Annotated in this window: 17 protein-coding genes and 1 pseudogene; 10 read left to right on the plus strand and 8 right to left on the minus strand. The window is 43.4% G+C overall.

Going from position 1 to position 16,871, the window contains the following annotated elements:
- Positions 1-17 precede the first annotated feature (17 nt).
- The 7 genes and pseudogenes from fabF (at position 18) to FGK98_RS01945 (ending at position 6,078) form a co-directional block, all read left to right on the plus strand.
- Positions 18-1,253 carry a beta-ketoacyl-ACP synthase II gene (gene fabF, locus FGK98_RS01915; RefSeq protein WP_138099800.1) on the plus strand — a complete coding sequence of 412 codons (1,236 nt, stop codon included), beginning with the start codon at positions 18-20 and terminating at the stop codon, positions 1,251-1,253.
- A 2-nt stretch (positions 1,254-1,255) separates the two neighbouring features.
- Positions 1,256-1,744, plus strand: coding sequence for an acetyl-CoA carboxylase biotin carboxyl carrier protein (gene accB, locus FGK98_RS01920; RefSeq protein ID WP_138099801.1), 489 nt, complete (start codon positions 1,256-1,258; stop codon positions 1,742-1,744).
- Complete coding sequence (fabZ, locus tag FGK98_RS01925) at positions 1,741-2,163, plus strand: 3-hydroxyacyl-ACP dehydratase FabZ (protein WP_000565515.1); 423 nt, start codon at positions 1,741-1,743, stop codon at positions 2,161-2,163. The genes accB and fabZ overlap by 4 nt, the downstream gene beginning before the upstream one ends.
- Before the next feature lie 11 nt (positions 2,164-2,174).
- On the plus strand, positions 2,175-3,542 hold the full coding sequence (accC, locus tag FGK98_RS01930; RefSeq protein WP_138099802.1) for an acetyl-CoA carboxylase biotin carboxylase subunit: 1,368 nt from the start codon (positions 2,175-2,177) through the stop codon (positions 3,540-3,542).
- A gap of 35 nt (positions 3,543-3,577) precedes the next feature.
- Positions 3,578-4,444 (plus strand): acetyl-CoA carboxylase, carboxyltransferase subunit beta, encoded by an 867-nt coding sequence (gene accD / locus FGK98_RS01935; RefSeq protein WP_138099803.1) that lies wholly within the window; start codon positions 3,578-3,580, stop codon positions 4,442-4,444.
- Entirely contained in the window at positions 4,441-5,208 is a 768-nt protein-coding gene (locus FGK98_RS01940) for an acetyl-CoA carboxylase carboxyl transferase subunit alpha (RefSeq protein WP_138099804.1), read from the plus strand. The genes accD and FGK98_RS01940 overlap by 4 nt, the downstream gene beginning before the upstream one ends.
- A 155-nt stretch (positions 5,209-5,363) precedes the next feature.
- Positions 5,364-6,078: pseudogene (locus FGK98_RS01945) on the plus strand (CPBP family intramembrane glutamic endopeptidase).
- Positions 6,079-6,127: 49 nt separating this feature from the next.
- Here FGK98_RS01945 and nusB read toward each other — a convergent pair.
- From nusB to gatC, 6 genes are all read right to left on the minus strand, one after another.
- On the minus strand, positions 6,128-6,550 hold the full coding sequence (gene nusB, locus FGK98_RS01950) for a transcription antitermination factor NusB (RefSeq protein WP_084945542.1): 423 nt from the start codon (positions 6,548-6,550) through the stop codon (positions 6,128-6,130).
- The gene (locus FGK98_RS01955) at positions 6,543-6,932 is read right to left on the minus strand and encodes an Asp23/Gls24 family envelope stress response protein (RefSeq protein ID WP_084945541.1); all 390 of its coding nucleotides are present in this window, start codon (positions 6,930-6,932) and stop codon (positions 6,543-6,545) included. The genes nusB and FGK98_RS01955 overlap by 8 nt, the downstream gene beginning before the upstream one ends.
- Positions 6,933-6,953: 21 nt before the next feature.
- Positions 6,954-7,514: an elongation factor P gene (gene efp, locus FGK98_RS01960; protein WP_000568642.1), complete on the minus strand. Its 561-nt coding sequence runs from the start codon at positions 7,512-7,514 to the stop codon at positions 6,954-6,956.
- A 128-nt stretch (positions 7,515-7,642) separates the two neighbouring features.
- The gene (gene gatB / locus FGK98_RS01965; protein ID WP_138099805.1) at positions 7,643-9,085 is read right to left on the minus strand and encodes an Asp-tRNA(Asn)/Glu-tRNA(Gln) amidotransferase subunit GatB; all 1,443 of its coding nucleotides are present in this window, start codon (positions 9,083-9,085) and stop codon (positions 7,643-7,645) included.
- Positions 9,085-10,551, minus strand: a complete 1,467-nt coding sequence (gene gatA, locus FGK98_RS01970; RefSeq protein WP_138099806.1) for an Asp-tRNA(Asn)/Glu-tRNA(Gln) amidotransferase subunit GatA — start codon at positions 10,549-10,551, stop codon at positions 9,085-9,087. The genes gatB and gatA overlap by 1 nt, the downstream gene beginning before the upstream one ends.
- A complete protein-coding gene (gene gatC / locus FGK98_RS01975) occupies positions 10,551-10,853 on the minus strand; it encodes an Asp-tRNA(Asn)/Glu-tRNA(Gln) amidotransferase subunit GatC (RefSeq protein ID WP_138099807.1) in 303 nt (100 codons plus the stop codon). The genes gatA and gatC overlap by 1 nt, the downstream gene beginning before the upstream one ends.
- Before the next feature lie 165 nt (positions 10,854-11,018).
- On the opposite strand from gatC, the gene FGK98_RS01980 reads away from it, so the two are divergent.
- Positions 11,019-11,711 (plus strand): YwaF family protein, encoded by a 693-nt coding sequence (locus tag FGK98_RS01980; RefSeq protein ID WP_138099808.1) that lies wholly within the window; start codon positions 11,019-11,021, stop codon positions 11,709-11,711.
- A 142-nt stretch (positions 11,712-11,853) separates the two neighbouring features.
- On the plus strand, positions 11,854-13,398 hold the full coding sequence (locus FGK98_RS01985; protein ID WP_138099809.1) for a peptide chain release factor 3: 1,545 nt from the start codon (positions 11,854-11,856) through the stop codon (positions 13,396-13,398).
- A 478-nt stretch (positions 13,399-13,876) separates the two neighbouring features.
- Here the strand turns inward: FGK98_RS01985 and FGK98_RS01990 are convergent, their stop codons facing one another.
- Both FGK98_RS01990 and sstT read right to left on the minus strand, forming a co-directional pair.
- Complete coding sequence (locus FGK98_RS01990) at positions 13,877-14,830, minus strand: aromatic acid exporter family protein (RefSeq protein ID WP_138099810.1); 954 nt, start codon at positions 14,828-14,830, stop codon at positions 13,877-13,879.
- A 67-nt stretch (positions 14,831-14,897) separates the two neighbouring features.
- Positions 14,898-16,103: a serine/threonine transporter SstT gene (gene sstT / locus FGK98_RS01995; RefSeq protein ID WP_138099811.1), complete on the minus strand. Its 1,206-nt coding sequence runs from the start codon at positions 16,101-16,103 to the stop codon at positions 14,898-14,900.
- Positions 16,104-16,253: 150 nt separating this feature from the next.
- On the opposite strand from sstT, the gene FGK98_RS02000 reads away from it, so the two are divergent.
- A complete protein-coding gene (locus tag FGK98_RS02000; protein WP_138099812.1) occupies positions 16,254-16,814 on the plus strand; it encodes a mechanosensitive ion channel family protein in 561 nt (186 codons plus the stop codon).
- The last annotated feature ends 57 nt before the right edge of the window (positions 16,815-16,871 follow it).

Genomic DNA, 16,871 nt, shown 5'->3' on the forward strand with positions numbered 1-16,871 from the left:
AGATATAGGTAAGACAGATGAAACTAAATCGAGTTGTAGTAACAGGTTACGGATTGACCTCTCCTATCGGAAATACTCCAGAAGAATTTTGGAACAGTTTGCAAACTGGGAAGATTGGAATTGGAGAAATCACTAAGTTTGACCACAGCGATTTTGCTGTGCACAATGCGGCAGAAGTTCAAGATTTCCCATTTGATAAATACTTTGTCAAAAAAGATACTAACCGTTTTGACAACTATTCTTTGTATGCCTTGTATGCAGCTCAAGAAGCGGTGACAAATGCCAATCTTGATGTAGAAGCAATCGATAAAGACCGTTTTGGTGTCATCGTTGCTTCTGGTATCGGTGGTATCAAGGAAATCGAAGATCAAGTCATTCGATTGCATGAGAAAGGTCCAAAACGCGTTAAGCCAATGACTCTTCCAAAAGCTTTGCCAAATATGGCTTCAGGAAATGTTGCTATGCGCTTCGGAGCAAACGGTATCTGTAAATCAATCAATACAGCTTGTGCCTCATCAAATGATGCCATTGGAGATGCTTTCCGCTCTATCAAGTTTGGCTTCCAAGATGTCATGTTAGTTGGCGGATCAGAAGCTTCTATCACTCCATTTGCCATTGCTGGTTTCCAAGCTCTGACAGCTCTTTCTACGACAGAAGATCCAACTCGTGCTTCTATTCCATTTGATAAAGACCGTAATGGTTTTGTCATGGGAGAAGGTTCTGGTATGTTGGTGCTTGAAAGCCTTGAACATGCTGAAAAACGTGGAGCAACGATCTTGGCTGAAGTAGTTGGCTACGGCAATACTTGTGATGCCTACCACATGACTTCTCCACATCCAGAAGGTCAAGGTGCCATCAAGGCAATTAAGTTGGCTTTGGAAGAGGCAGAGATTTCTCCAGAGCAAGTGGCTTATGTCAATGCTCACGGAACTTCAACTCCTGCTAATGAAAAAGGTGAAAGTGGTGCGATCGTAGCTGTTCTTGGTAAAGAAGTACCTGTATCTTCCACCAAGTCATTTACAGGACACTTGCTTGGAGCTGCAGGAGCGGTAGAAGCAATCGCTACAATCGAAGCAATGCGCCATAACTTTGTGCCAAAAACAGCTGGAACAAGCGAGTTGTCAGACTATATCGAAGCGAATGTCGTTTATGGACAAGGCTTGGAGCAAGAAATCCCTTATGCTATTTCAAATACTTTTGGTTTTGGTGGACACAATGCGGTTCTTGCTTTCAAACGTTGGGAGAATAAATAATTATGAATTTAAATGAGATCAAGGACTTGATGGCTCAATTTGACCAATCAAGTTTGAGAGAATTTTCTTATAAAAACGGAGCGGACGAATTGCAGTTCAGTAAGAATGAAGCAAGAATGGCTTCTGAAGCTCCAGCTCAAGTTGTTCCAGCACCAACTGCAGTAGCGGCAAGTACAGTAGTTTCTACCCCTTCAACTCCAGTAGAGAGTGCAGTGGAAGAAGCTCCAGTACCAGCTGAAACGACGGTTGCTCCGGAGGGTGATGTTGTTGAGAGCCCACTTGTAGGGGTGGCTTACTTGGCTGCTGGACCAGATAAACCTGCCTTCGTCACAGTTGGAGACAGTGTTAAAAAAGGCCAGACTTTGGTGATCATCGAAGCCATGAAGGTCATGAATGAGATTCCTGCACCTAAGGATGGTGTGGTGACAGAAATTCTCGTTTCAAATGAAGAAATGGTTGAGTTCGGTAAAGGATTGGTACGTATCAAATGATCGATATTCAAGGAATCAAAGAAGCTCTACCTCATCGCTACCCCATGCTCCTAGTGGATCGTGTCTTGGAAGTGAGCGAGGATACTATTGTTGCCATTAAAAATGTGACCATCAACGAACCTTTCTTCAATGGTCATTTTCCACAATACCCAGTCATGCCAGGTGTTCTTATCATGGAAGCATTGGCCCAGACCGCGGGTGTCTTGGAATTGTCCAAACCTGAAAATAAAGGGAAACTGGTCTTCTACGCTGGCATGGACAAGGTTAAGTTCAAGAAGCAAGTTGTACCAGGTGACCAATTAGTTATGACGGCTACTTTTGTTAAACGTCGTGGTACGATTGCCGTGGTTGAAGCAAAGGCTGAAGTAGATGGTAAGCTTGCAGCGAGTGGTACTCTTACCTTTGCAATTGGAAACTAAGGAGGTTCTCCATGTTTCGTAAAATTTTGATTGCCAACCGTGGTGAGATTGCGGTTCGCATTATTCGAGCTGCGCGTGAATTGGGCATTGCAACCGTAGCAGTTTATTCAACTGCTGATAAGGAAGCTCTTCACACACTCATAGCGGATGAAGCTATCTGTATCGGACCTGGTAAGGCGACAGAATCTTATCTCAATATCAACGCTATTTTATCTGCTGCAGTCTTGACAGAAGCAGAAGCCATCCACCCAGGTTTTGGTTTTCTTAGCGAAAACTCCAAGTTTGCCACGATGTGTGATGAAGTGGGGATTAAGTTTATCGGTCCTTCTGGGGCTGTAATGGATACCATGGGAGATAAGATCAATGCGCGTGAGCAAATGATCAAGGCTGGAGTTCCAGTTATCCCAGGATCTGATGGTGAAGTTCACACGGCTGAAGAGGCACTTGCGGTTGCAGAAAAAATTGGCTATCCAGTCATGCTAAAGGCATCGGCAGGCGGTGGTGGAAAAGGAATTCGTAAGGTTGAAAAGGCAGAAGACTTGGTCGCAGCTTTTGAGACAGCATCCAGTGAAGCCAAGGCCAACTTTGGAAATGGCGCTATGTATCTTGAGCGTGTGATTTATCCAGCTCGTCATATCGAAGTTCAGATCCTTGCGGACCAAGAGGGTCATGTTGTCCATCTTGGTGAACGGGATTGTTCACTTCAACGGAATAACCAAAAGGTCTTAGAAGAAAGTCCGTCCATTGCGATTGGCAAAACACTTCGTAATGAAATTGGTGCTGCAGCCGTTCGTGCAGCAGAGTCTGTTGGCTATGAAAATGCAGGGACGATTGAATTTCTTCTCGATGAAGCGAGTGGCAATTTCTACTTCATGGAAATGAATACTCGTGTGCAAGTGGAGCACCCAGTCACAGAGTTTGTTTCAGGTGTTGATATCGTGAAGGAACAGATTCGCATTGCAGCCGGGCAACCTTTACCTTTCAAACAAGAAGATATCGTCCTACGAGGTCATGCTATCGAGTGCAGGATCAATGCAGAAAATCCAGCATTTAACTTTGCTCCAAGCCCAGGTAAAATTACCAATCTCTATCTACCAAGTGGTGGAGTTGGCTTGCGCGTGGACTCAGCAGTTTATCCAGGCTATACCATTCCTCCTTACTATGATAGTATGATTGCCAAAATCATTGTTCATGGGGAGAATCGTTTTGACGCTCTTATGAAGATGCAACGAGCACTATATGAGCTTGAGATTGAAGGAGTACAAACCAATGCAGATTTCCAATTGGATCTGATTTCAGACCGTCGTGTTATTGCTGGTGACTACGATACTTCCTTCCTGATGGAAACTTTCTTGCCACAATATCAAGAAAAAGAATAGACTTTCAAAGAGTATGAGAACTAAAAGGGGGATTTATGGCTCTATTTAGTAAAAAAGATAAGTATATTCGGATCAATCCTAATCGTTCCGTAAAGGAGAAACCGCAAGCTAAGCCTGAGGTTCCTGATGAACTCTTCTCCAAGTGTCCCGGATGTAAACACACCATTTACCAAAAGGACCTTGGGAGTGAGCGCATTTGTCCCTATTGTAGCTATACTTTCCGTATTTCAGCCCAAGAGCGCTTGGCTCTGACAATTGATTCTGACAGCTTTGTGGAGATGTTTACAGGTATTGAAACTCAAGATCACTTGAACTTTCCTGGTTACCAGAAAAAACTGGCTAGCATGCGTGAAAAAACTGGACTGGATGAAGCTGTCCTGACTGGCACAGCTAGCATCATGGGGCAAAAAGTTGCCCTTGGGATCATGGATTCCAACTTTATCATGGCGTCGATGGGAACCGTTGTGGGTGAAAAAATCACGCGCTTGTTTGAATATGCGACAGTTGAAAAGTTGCCAGTTGTACTTTTTACGGCTTCTGGCGGTGCTCGTATGCAAGAAGGGATTATGAGCTTGATGCAGATGGCTAAGATTTCTGCAGCAGTTCAAGGTCATTCCAAGGCAGGACTTTTTTACCTGACGATTTTGACGGATCCGACAACAGGTGGTGTGACAGCTTCTTTTGCTATGGAAGGCGACATTATTCTAGCAGAGCCCCAAAGTTTGGTTGGTTTTGCAGGACGTCGTGTTATCGAAAATACAGTTCGTGAGACCTTGCCAGATGATTTCCAAAAAGCAGAATTTTTGCTTGAACATGGATTTGTTGATGCAATTGTCAAACGTAGAGAACTACCAGAAACAATTGCTAAATTAGTGAGATTGCATGGAGGAAGTCGCGGATGAATATTGCAAAAATAGTCAGAGAGGCACGCGAGCAAAGTCGCTTGACCGCCCTTGATTTTGCCAATGGCATCTTCGATGAATTTATCGAATTGCATGGAGACCGCTCTTTCAGAGATGATGGTGCGGTCATTGGCGGAATTGGCTGGTTAGGTGACCAAGCAGTAACAGTCGTCGGTATCCAAAAGGGGAAGAGTCTTCATGATAACCTCAAACGAAATTTTGGGCAACCCCATCCAGAAGGCTATCGCAAGGCTCTTCGCTTGATGAAACAGGCAGAAAAGTTTGGTCGTCCAGTTGTGACCTTTATCAATACGGCGGGAGCTTACCCAGGTGTTGGAGCTGAGGAACGTGGACAAGGGGAAGCAATCGCTCGAAACCTGATGGAAATGAGCGACCTCAAGGTTCCAATCATCGCCATTATTATCGGTGAAGGAGGGTCTGGAGGTGCCCTAGCACTAGCCGTTGCTGACCGCGTCTGGATGCTGGAAAATTCGATCTATGCCGTGCTCAGTCCAGAAGGCTTTGCCTCTATCCTATGGAAGGATGGAAGTCGTGCTATGGAAGCGGCAGAGTTGATGAAAATCACTTCTCACGAACTCCTCGAAATGGGTATCGTTGACAAGGTAATCTCAGAAGCAGGGCTTTCCAGTAAGGAACTGCAAGCTCGTGTAAAAAATGAATTGCGTGCAGAGCTTGACCGCTTGGGAGGCTTAGCCTTGGAACAGCTCCTCGAAGAACGTTACCAACGCTTTAGAAAATATTAAAAAGAAAGCTAGAGCTAAGAAATGGTTCTAGCTTTTTGGATTCTATAAAATACATTTCAGGATTAACAATTGACTGTTGAAGAAATAAATGCTAAAATAATCAAAAAAATATGTATACTGTTAAAAAAAGTCAACAAGGATTTTTAGGAGTAAGTATGAAAAAACTAGGTCATTTGGGAACCTATACATTACTCAATTTATCTACTAGATTTCAGTAGTCTTTATCTGGCTAAGATGTTTGTCTGGGGTATGGATGGCTATTCTATTATTGTAGCAGTAGAGCAATTATCTCTTTTAGGACTATTTATCTATTGGCTTAAAAAGAAAAAAATACTCTATATTTTTGAGAAAAAGGGCTCGAAGAAATCCAGATTCTGTTACCTTGTAGTTAGTCTAGTGGCTGCTTATTTTGTCCGTCAGTTGTTAAGTGCTTTTTACTTACAGTTTAGTCGCTTCATTAATAATCACTATATCTTTGAAGACCTTCTTTCAGTCCTATCCTTCAGTGGGGAATCTACTATTTTAACGACTTGCTTCTCATTTCTTTCAATTGTCATTTTGGGGCCTATATTGGAGGAGGTAGTTCATAGAGGCTATTTTATGAATACTTTCTTCCCTAAATCCAAATACTATTTGGATGTCATCTTATCATCTCTTATATTTGGGCTCAGTCATTTGGTATTGTCCCATCGCGGTCCCATCAGTTTGATGGTTTATAGTTTTTCAGGTCTTTTCTTTGCCCTAGTCTACCGTTGGACAAAGAATCTAAAAATCACAATCCTGTGCCATAGTTTTTTCAACTTTCTCATTTATGCAAAACCCATCTGGATTTTTGTTTATAATTATGTCTATTACCACTTTTTTAGATAGTGGAAGGCAACGAAAAAAGTGTTTGACAAATATCAAACACTTTTTCTATTCACTGTTCTTCTGTTACAAACTGGCTGAGCAGTCCATTGATAAAACGGGCAGACTTTTGATCTGAGAAGTTCTTTGCAAGCTCGATAGCTTCATTAACAGCAACTAGCTGAGGGGTGTCAAATGAAGTGATTTCAAAGACTCCCAAGCGAAGGAGGTTTCTCTCCACGAGCGTTAAACGTTCAATGGTCCAACCTGCTTTTAAATGCTGTGTGATTTGCTTGTCTAGTTCTTCCTTTTTAGCCTGAACACCAGAAACGAGCTCTGTCAAAAAGGCTGGAAGTTGCACATCCGAATCTTCCCGATCGTGTGTGTAGGCGAAACGACAAGCAGTTTGGGTATCTGTACTAAACTCAAGACTCATAAGAGCTTGAAAAGCGCATTTACGGAGCTCACGTCTAGATTCTAATAGTGGACTAGTCATTGAGGAAGTCCTCATCAAACAAGTCTTTCAAGTCAGGTTTTGGTGTTTTATCTGGAACGATACCTGTAACATGGATATTAACAATATCTAATTCCACATCAGCCATATTGTAAACAGCATCTTTGACAGCTTTTTGAATAGCCATAGCGACTTTTGGTACCTTTACCCCGTACTCAAGATAGAGGTAGATGTCCACTGTTAGTTTTTCATCAACATTTCGTAGATAAACACCGCGACCAAGAGAAAGTTTTGAAAGGGTGTCAGATACTGATTTGTTTGAAAAAGAGTGGACACCGTCAACTTTAGCTGTTGCGATAGCAATGATTTTTTCAAGTACACGTGGGGCGATAACGATTTCGCCTAGTTGTTCTTCAATTCCCATAGAATGACCTCTTTCTAGAGATTAGGCACGAGAAACGTAAGTTCCTTCTGCAGTGTTGATAACGAGCTTTTGCCCTGCCTCGATGAAGTCTGGAACGTTTACGACAAGTCCAGTTTCCATAGTTGCAGGCTTACCAGAACCTGTTACAGTAGCGCCTTTGATAGACGGTTGAGTTTCTGCAACTGTCAATTCGACAGTAGTAGGAACCGTAACACCGATCACTTCAGTTCCGTAGAATTGGATTTTCACTTCTGAGTTTTCAAGGATGTAAAGCAATTCGTTTTCAACGTTGACTACAGGGATTTCGTATTGGTCGTAAGTTTCTGTATTCATGAAGTAGGCTGTGTCATCCATTTTGTACAAGTATTGAGCTGGAACAGTCTCGATGATGGCTTGTTCAAATTTTTCCTCTGGACGGTAGCTTGTGTCAAATGTAGAACCAGTACGGACATCACGCAATTTCATACGCATAATCGTGTTTCCTTTACCTGGTTTGTGGTGGCTAGCTTCCAAAACGCGGATCAATTTTCCGTCTGCAGTTTCAAATGTCATACCAGCTTTTAATTTACTTGCTTCAATCATGTTTTTACCTCTTTAATAAATATTATTACTCTTCATTTTACCATAAAATACTCTGGAAATAAAGCCAAAATAGTTATTGGGAGTTGGTAGAGAAGAAAAAACCAACCTTAGGGCTGGTTTTTTTCTATCTAGTTTTCTTTCAACTTGGCCAATTCCTGTGTAAGCAGTTTAAGGGCAACTTGTGGGTTGGCTTGGCCTTTGGTTGCCTTCATAAGGAATCCTGTGAAGGCCTTGTCTGCGTTGCGTTTGCCTGACTTGAAGTCGGCAACGGCAGCTTCGTTATCCGCAAAGACTTGGTGGATGATTGGAATCAGAACATCTGGATCAGAGATTTGCACCAAGCCTGCTTTTTCCACGTATTCACGCGCGCCACCACCATTTTTAGCCAGGTGGACAAAGACTTTTTTGGCAATCTTAGATGAGATAGTGCCGTCTTCGATGATGGCAATCATTTCAACCAAGTTTTCTGGTGTCAATTCGATTTGTTCGAGAGTTTTGCCTTCTGCGTTCAAGAATTGAGCGACTTCACCTTGGAGCCAGTTAGAGACTTGTTTGGCATCACCACCGAGGGCAACAGCTTTTTCAAAGAAGTCAGAAGTGACTTTGTTTGCAGTCAACTGGCTAGCATCGTAGTCTGACAAGCCAAGGTCAGATACGTAGCGCGCACGGCGTTCCTTTGGAAACTCTGGCAACTCTGTACGCATTTCTCCGATCCACTCATCTGAGATTTCAAAGAGGGGTAGGTCTGGTTCTGGGAAGTAGCGGTAGTCTGCAGCTCCTTCCTTGACACGCATGAGGATGGTTGCTTTGTTAGTTTCATCGTAACGGCGTGTTTCTTGGCGGATTTGGCCACCTGAGCGAAGGATTTCAGCTTGACGTTGGACTTCGTATTCGAGACCCTTGCGAACGTTTGAGAAGGAATTGAGGTTTTTCAACTCAGTCTTGGTACCGAATTTCTCTTGACCATAAGGACGAAGAGAGATATTGGCATCCACACGCATGGAACCTTCTTCCATCTTAACGTCAGATATACCAGCGTACTGGATGACTTCCTTGAGGGCTGTCAGATAAGCGTAGGCTTCTTCAGGTGAACGCATATCGGCCTCAGATACAATCTCAATCAAGGGAACTCCCTGGCGGTTGAGGTCAACATAAGAGTAGCCATCTGTACCGTGGGTGTTTTTACCAGCGTCTTCTTCTAGGTGGGCACGTTCGATACCGATTTTCTTGGTCGTACCGTCTTCTAGCTCCACTTCAATCCAGCCGTTATAACCGATTGGCTCATCAAACTGGGAAATTTGGTAGGCTTTTGGATTATCAGGATAGAAGTAGTTCTTGCGGTCAAAGTGCATGTGCTTGTGGATGTCCATGTTGAGGGCAAGAGCAGCTTTGATACCGGCATCAACAACACCTTTATTGAGAACTGGCAGAACTCCTGGGAAAGACCAGTCAATCACGTTGGTGTTGGCGTTTTGGTCATTTCCGAAGTGGGCAGAAGTTGGTGAGAAGATTTTTGAATTGGTGTTGAGCTCTACGTGGACTTCAAGTCCAATAACTGTTTCAAAGTTCATTAGTTGTCACCTCCAAAAATCACGGGTTGTTGTTTGTGGTAGTCTGTTGTTGCTTCAAAAGCAGCGGCAGCTTGGTAAATGGTCTCCTCAGAGTATTTAGGACCAATCAATTGGAGACCGACAGGTAGACCTTGAGAAAATCCAGCAGGAATCGAAATCCCTGGAAGACCTGCCAAGTTGACTGGGATGGTCAAAAGGTCAGCCAAGTACATGGCAACGGGGTCATGGTTGAGGGAGTCCAAATCATAGGCAACGCTTGGAGCAGTTGGTCCCAAAATCAAGTCGTAATCCGCAAAGACTTTTTCAAAATCTTGGATGATGAGGGTACGGACTTGTCCAGCCTTCTTGTAGTAGGCATCGTAGTAACCTGATGAAAGACTGAAAGTACCTAGCATGATACGACGTTTCACTTCTTCACCGAAACCTTGACTGCGGCTGTTTACATAGATTTCATCAAGGTTGCTTGCATCCTCTGCGCGGTAGCCGTAACGGATACCGTCAAAGCGTTGCAAGTTTGATGAAGCTTCTGATGAAGCAATGATGTAGTAAACGGCAACACCGTATTTAGAGTGGGGAAGGCTGACTTCTTCGACAATAGCGCCAAGTTTCTCGAAGTGTTTGGCCGCGTTCAAGATTGTTTCCTTAACCTCTGGGTCAATTCCTTCACCAAGGTATTCTTTAGGCAAAGCGATTTTCATGCCCTTGATGTCTTGACCGATTTTGGAAGTAAAGTCGGCAATGCGGACAGGAGCAGAAGTAGAGTCTTTTGCATCTTCGCTGGCAATAGCGTTGAGCAAGAGGGCATTCTCCTTAACAGTTGGTGCAAAAGGTCCGATCTGGTCTAGTGAGCTACCGAAAGCAATGAGACCGAAACGTGAAACCGTTCCGTAGGTTGGTTTGAGACCAACAATCCCGTTGAAGGCAGCAGGTTGGCGGATAGAACCACCAGTATCAGAACCAAGTGACAAGCGGACTTGTCCTGAGGCTACAGCTGCGGCAGAACCACTTGATGAACCACCAGGAACCTTGCTGTGGTCCCAAGCATTTTTAGTGGCACCATAGTGAGAAGTTTCACCTGATCCACCCATGGCAAATTCGTCCATGTTAGTTTTCCCAACAACAATCATACCTTTAGTTTTGGCATTGGAAACGGCTGTCGCATCAAAGATAGGCTCGTAGTTGTAGAGCATTTTTGAGGCTGCAGTTGTCAGGATACCATCTGTAGAGATATTATCTTTAACGGCCAGCGGAATTCCTGAAAGGACATTATCCACATCAATTCCAGCTTCATCAATAGCCTTAGCTTGAGCGAGGGCTTGCTCTTCAGCGATGGTAATAAAAGCATTGATAGCCGTCTCGCGAGATTTGATATCTTCAAGCGTTGCTTGTGTCAATTCAGTTGCAGAAATTTCCTTAGAGACAAGGAGGTTGTGCAAGTCTTCAATGGTTTTGTTATTAAAAGTCATTAGGCATCTCCTCCATCATCTAGGATAGCTGGTACCTTGATATAGTAGTTATCTTTTTCAGGTACGTTTTTAAACAAGCAATCACGGTCTGTTCCTTCTTCGGCCACATCAGGGCGGAGTACGGTCTTACGGTCAGCCATGGTTGTAGTAGGTGCGACACCAGTTGTGTCGACTTCGCTTAGCAATTCAACCATGTCAACAATCTTAGACAAGGTTGTCGCAAAGGCGGCAGTTTCTTCTTCAGAGAATTTTAATTTTGAAAGATTGGCAACGTGTGTTACCTCTTCTTGCGTAATTTTCATCTTGCATCCTTTCGTGAAATGATGATTTTTAGTCTGTTCTATTTTACCATATTTTCCTATAAATAAGGGAGCCGAACTAAAAAGAAATAGAAATTGAAAAATCGCTTTTAATTCGCTATAATGGTTAAACTAGAGAATAGAAAAAATAAGAGTTAGGATAGAAATATGTTCCATCAATTTATCACCAGATTTCAAACGGTTCCTCCTCCCATTTCACTCTTTTGGTATGGGGTTATGATGTTTCTCTTAGTACTTTGTATTTATGGAGCACTTGCTTATCACAAGAATCCGAAATTTGTCCGCTTGTTTAAGGGGATTCAGATCCTCCAGTTGCTAGCCCTATATAGCTGGTATGTTGGTTTGGAGATTCCATTTTCTAATAGCCTTCCATTTTATCATTGCCGTTTGGCTATGTTTGCAGTGGTTTTCTTACCAGATAAATGGCGGAGCAAGCAATATTTTGCCCTCTTAGGAGTAAGTGGAGCGGTCTTTGCCTTGGTTTATCCGGTTTTTGACCCCTATGACTTCCCCCATATCACTAGTTTTTCATTTTTGATTGGGCACTATGCCCTTTTGGTCAATTCCTTGGTCTACTTGATGAATCACTATGACAAGAGCCTGCTCAAGAAATATATGATAGTAGCCTACACCTTTGTTCTCAATCTCTTTCTAGTTGGGGTTAATCAGGTGACTGGTGGAAATTATGGCCTCTTAAGAGATACACCGTTTATCCCGAATGCTCCTCTATGGATAAAGTACCTCCTTGTGTCGGTTATTCTTTCTCTAGCTTTGCTTCTCTTTGATATCTTGTTCAAGAAACGGTGGAAAAAGAGAAATCAGGCGCAATCTGTGCTCTAGCTTGCCTTTTCATCAGATGAGCAATTGAAAAACTCCCCAAAATCCGATATAATGGAGAGTTGAAAGGATTGGAATATTCCGATGTAAAAATATAAAATAAAATATAGCATTCACTATTATCCTAAAAAAAGAGAGAGAAGATATGACTATTCAAGAAGAAATTAAGAAACGCCGTACCTTTGCCATCATTTCCCACCCGGACGCGGGGAAAACAACCATCACTGAGCAGTTGCTCTACTTTGGGGGCGAGATTCGTGAGGCTGGTACTGTAAAAGGGAAGAAGACAGGGACTTTTGCCAAGTCTGACTGGATGGATATTGAGAAACAACGTGGGATTTCGGTAACTTCATCTGTGATGCAATTTGACTACGACGGCAAACGTGTCAATATCCTAGACACACCAGGACACGAGGACTTCTCAGAAGATACCTATCGTACCTTGATGGCGGTGGATGCTGCGGTCATGGTGGTGGATTCTGCCAAGGGTATCGAGGCCCAAACCAAGAAATTGTTTGAAGTTGTTAAACACCGTGGCATTCCAGTCTTTACCTTTATGAACAAGTTGGACCGTGATGGTCGTGAGCCACTGGACCTCTTGCAAGAACTAGAAGAAGTTCTAGGTATTGCGAGTTATCCGATGAACTGGCCAATCGGGATGGGGAAAGCCTTTGAAGGTCTCTATGACCTCTATAATCAACGCTTGGAACTCTATAAAGGGGATGAACGTTTTGCCAGCCTAGAAGATGGCGACAAACTTTTTGTGAGCAATCCTTTCTATGAGCAAGTCAAAGATGATATTGAACTTTTAAATGAAGCAGGAAATGAATTCTCAGAGGAAGCCATTCTTGCAGGTGATTTGACTCCGGTATTCTTTGGGTCAGCTCTCACTAACTTTGGTGTGCAGACCTTCCTTGAGACTTTCCTCAAGTTTGCGCCAGAGCCACATGGACACAAGAAAATAGACGGTGAAATTGTGGATCCTTACGACAAGGATTTCTCAGGCTTTGTCTTTAAAATTCAAGCCAACATGGACCCTCGTCACCGCGACCGCATCGCCTTTGTCCGTATCGTTTCGGGTGAATTTGAACGTGGTATGAGTGTCAACCTGCCTCGTACTGGTAAGGGTGCCAAGCTGTCTAATGTTACTCAGTTTATGGCGGAAAGTCGTGAGAATGTCACCAATGCCGTAGCTGGAGATATCATCGGGGTTTACGATACAGGTACTTATCAGGTTGGGGATACCTTGACGGTTGGAAAAAACAAGTTTGAATTTGAACCACTGCCAACCTTTACTCCAGAGATTTTTATGAAGGTTTCGCCTAAGAATGTCATGAAACAAAAATCCTTCCACAAGGGCATGGAGCAGTTGGTACAAGAAGGAGCCATCCAGCTTTATAAGAATTACCAAACAGGCGAGTACATGCTAGGCGCAGTCGGACAACTCCAGTTTGAAGTCTTCAAGCACCGCATGGAAGGCGAGTATAACGCTGAAGTTGTTATGACTCCAATGGGTAAAAAGACAGTCCGTTGGATCAAGCCAGAGGACCTAGACGAACGCATGTCTTCAAGTCGAAACATCTTGGCCAAGGATCGCTTCGACCAACCTGTCTTCCTCTTTGAAAACGACTTTGCCCTCCGCTGGTTTGCGGATAAGTACCCAGATGTAGAGTTGGAAGAGAAGATGTAACTCAGCACCAACAATTGGAACTAAAGTTCCTAATTGTTGGACGCTAGTCGCTATTTGGCGAACTAGCTAACTGCCTTACTAACTCATCGGCGAAAAATAATCGTTTTCGCCTCTTCGTGTCGTAGGAAACTGAATTTTGATGATTGTGTAACAATCTAAGTAACTAACGCCAAGTTCTATGGAACTTGGCTAGGCGCTCCACTAGTAAAGTTTTACGAATAATATCGATTCGTAAAACTTTACGTCGTAACGGGTAGTGAGTGGTCTAGCTAACTGCCTTACTAACTACGTTTGGCAAATATAATCGATTTGCCAAACTTCGTGTCGTAGTGTAAAAATCTGCTTACCTAAACGCTTCACTAGGAAAAGTCCGCGAATAATATCGATTCGTGGACTTTTCCTAGTGAAGGTAATTGAAGTCAAAGGTAAATTAAAAACCTCAGAGAAATCATGTTACATGAATTCTTCTGAGGTTTTTCTAGTTTCCATATTTCTGATAAAAATCGACCTTGACCTGAATGAAGGTTTCGGCTTCGCGTAGTAGCTGCAGGAGGGTGGCACGGGTCTCAAACTCCTCACGTGTTTTAGGGAGACTCCGATTGCGGAAGACTTGCAGATAGCGTTCGATGTCATCAAGTAAGTCATGAGCAGGATTGGTTTGGCTTAGCTGGGTAGCAATCTTAGAAAAGAGTTGGGCCAAGATCAAGCTCTCACTAGCAGCTAGGTGACAGGTATTGATCTGCTGGGCCATATTTCGCAGGATACGACTTTGCTGTTGCCTCATCTCAAAGTAGTGGATATGGTAGTCCGTCTGGTGAAAGAGGTGATTTGAGTGATCCAAATAGACCAGCTTGAGGGCTTCATCGAGGAGGCTGTCTAATTCGTCAACGAGTTGGGCTTGATTGCGTCCGTCTCCCCTTGACAGATAGTACTTAAAGCGAAGGAGGATATCTTTTAACTTTTCTTCGACCTGAAGGTGGTAGCTTTGGATGGCTTTCTCACGAGAGGGCATATAAAGATTGACCAATAGAGCAAAGCTTGTCCCGATGAGAAAGAGGAACACTTCATTAAGCAAGAGCTCTGGAGAGGTAGACTCTTGTACCAAAAGATGACTGACCAAGACACTGCTAGGGGTGATGCCGATTTCCCAGCCCATTTTGTAAGCAAGAGGGACATAGAGAGCCAGATAGAGGCCTAGGCTCCAGATGTGAAAGCCTGTCAGCTGAAAGGCTAGAACACCGATAGCGAGCGCTAGGAGCATGGAAAAGAGGCGGTTACGTGCCAATTTCAGTGTGCTTCTGCGCGTGTCGGATAGGCTTAAGAGGGAGATAATTCCAGCTGAAACCGCTGATGATAAATCTAAAAAATAAGCTAGAAAACAAGCGAGGCAGGTCGCTAAGATCAGTTTTGTCGTACGTTGGGTGATAGACATGAGAATTTCCTATAATACTAGAATAAGAGTATAAAAGACAAGACTTGGAAGACTTGTCTTAAAAAATCTATTTTTTACGTGCCGACGCGTACTCAGCCACTGCTGTAAAGAGAACGTCGGTAGAAGAGTTCAGGGCAGTTTCACAGGAGTCTTGGACGACACCGATGACAAAACCAACTCCGACTACCTGCATAGCAACGTCATTTGAAATCCCAAAGAGACTACAAGCGACGGGAATGAGGAGGAGTGATCCACCAGCGATTCCAGAAGCTCCGCAGGCAGAAATAGCAGCCACTACACTGAGCACAAAAGCTGTACCAAAGTCGACAGAGATTCCTAGCGTATTGACTGCAGCTAGAGTCAGAATGTTAATGGTTACGGCAGCGCCAGCCATGTTAATAGTGGAGCCAAGGGGGATAGAAACAGAGTAGGTATCTGGATTGAGTCCTAGATCTTGGCAGAGTTTCATGTTGACAGGGATATTAGCGGCAGAACTACGAGTAAAGAAAGCTGTAATTCCACTGACACGCAAACATTTAAAAACAAGGGGATAAGGATTTTTTCTCATAAAGAAAAAGGCAATGAGGGGATTGATGAAAAGGGCCACAAAAGCCATAGTTGCAATCAAGAGCCCTAGCAAAATTCCGTAGTTAGCAAGGCTGGTAATTCCTTTATCAGAGATGGTCTTGAAGACCAAGCCCATAATTCCGAAAGGTGCCAAATTGATAATCCACTCCACAATCTTGGAAGTTACACCAGCCATGGTTTTGAGCAATTCCTTGCTGTTTTTGCTAGCTTCTCTCATAGCAAGTCCAAAGACAACAGCCCAGGATAGGATCCCGATATAATTAGCTTGGACGATGGCATTGAGGGGATTGTCCACGAGATTCAGTAGGAGGTTGCTGAGAACTTGACCGATGCCATCTGGTGGGGCAATCTCTGTGCTCGCACTGCTGAGAGTAATCTGGACGGGGAAGAGAAAACTAGCCAGTACGGCAATCAAGGCAGCTGCAAAGGTACCGAGTAGATAGAGAAAAATAACGGTCTTCATATTGGTATCTTGCCCTTTTTGATGTTGTGAGAGGGCATTTGCGACGAGGGTAAAGACCAAGACAGGAGCGATGGCTTTCAGACCCCCAACGAATAGGTCACCGAGAATGCCGAGCCCTGACAGACTAGGAAAAAGTAGCCCTAGAGAGGCTCCAAGAAGCATGCCGATTAGGATACGTTTGATGAGGCTGGCCTTGTTCCAGGCTCGAATAATTCTTTTCATAATAGTCTCCTTCAAAATGTATTGTTTATGATTATAGTATAAATATGCCGTTGAGGCAAGTCTTTTTATTTGAGTTTGGGGGAATATTGGAATATTTATGAGGGAATTGAACGGGATGATTTGTGGTATAATACTAGAAAGGAGTTTTGTATGCAAGAATTTTTTCAACGTTATCTTGATAAATTGGATGTAACAAGTCTATTAGAGAATCTCTTGACCAAACTGATTTCTCTTTTGATTTTGTTTCTGCTATTTTATATAGCTAAAAAGATGCTTCACGCGACTGTACGAAAGATTGTCAAGCCCTCACTTAAATTTTCCAATCGAGATGCTGGCAGACAAAAAACCATTTCTCGTTTGCTTGAGAATATCTTTAACTATAGCCTTTATTTCTTTTTAATCTACTGTATCTTGTCCATTTTAGGTTTGCCAGTTTCCAGCCTCCTTGCTGGGGCAGGGATTGCTGGAGTGGCTATCGGTATGGGAGCACAAGGTTTTCTATCTGATGTCATCAATGGCTTTTTCATCCTCTTTGAACGCCAGATCGATGTGGGCGACGAAGTGGTTCTCACAAATGGACCGATTACCGTATCTGGCAAGGTTGTCAGTGTAGGAATCCGTACGACCCAACTTCGCAGCGATGACCAAGCTCTTCACTTTGTTCCCAACCGAAATATCACTGTTGTCAGCAACTTTTCCCGCCCAGAGTAAGTCTGCTATTTTGGCAGATTTGTGGTACAATAGAAAGAGTTTGGCAAAGGAGAGAGT

Source organism: Streptococcus australis (assembly GCF_901543175.1).
GTDB lineage: Bacteria > Bacillota > Bacilli > Lactobacillales > Streptococcaceae > Streptococcus > Streptococcus australis_A.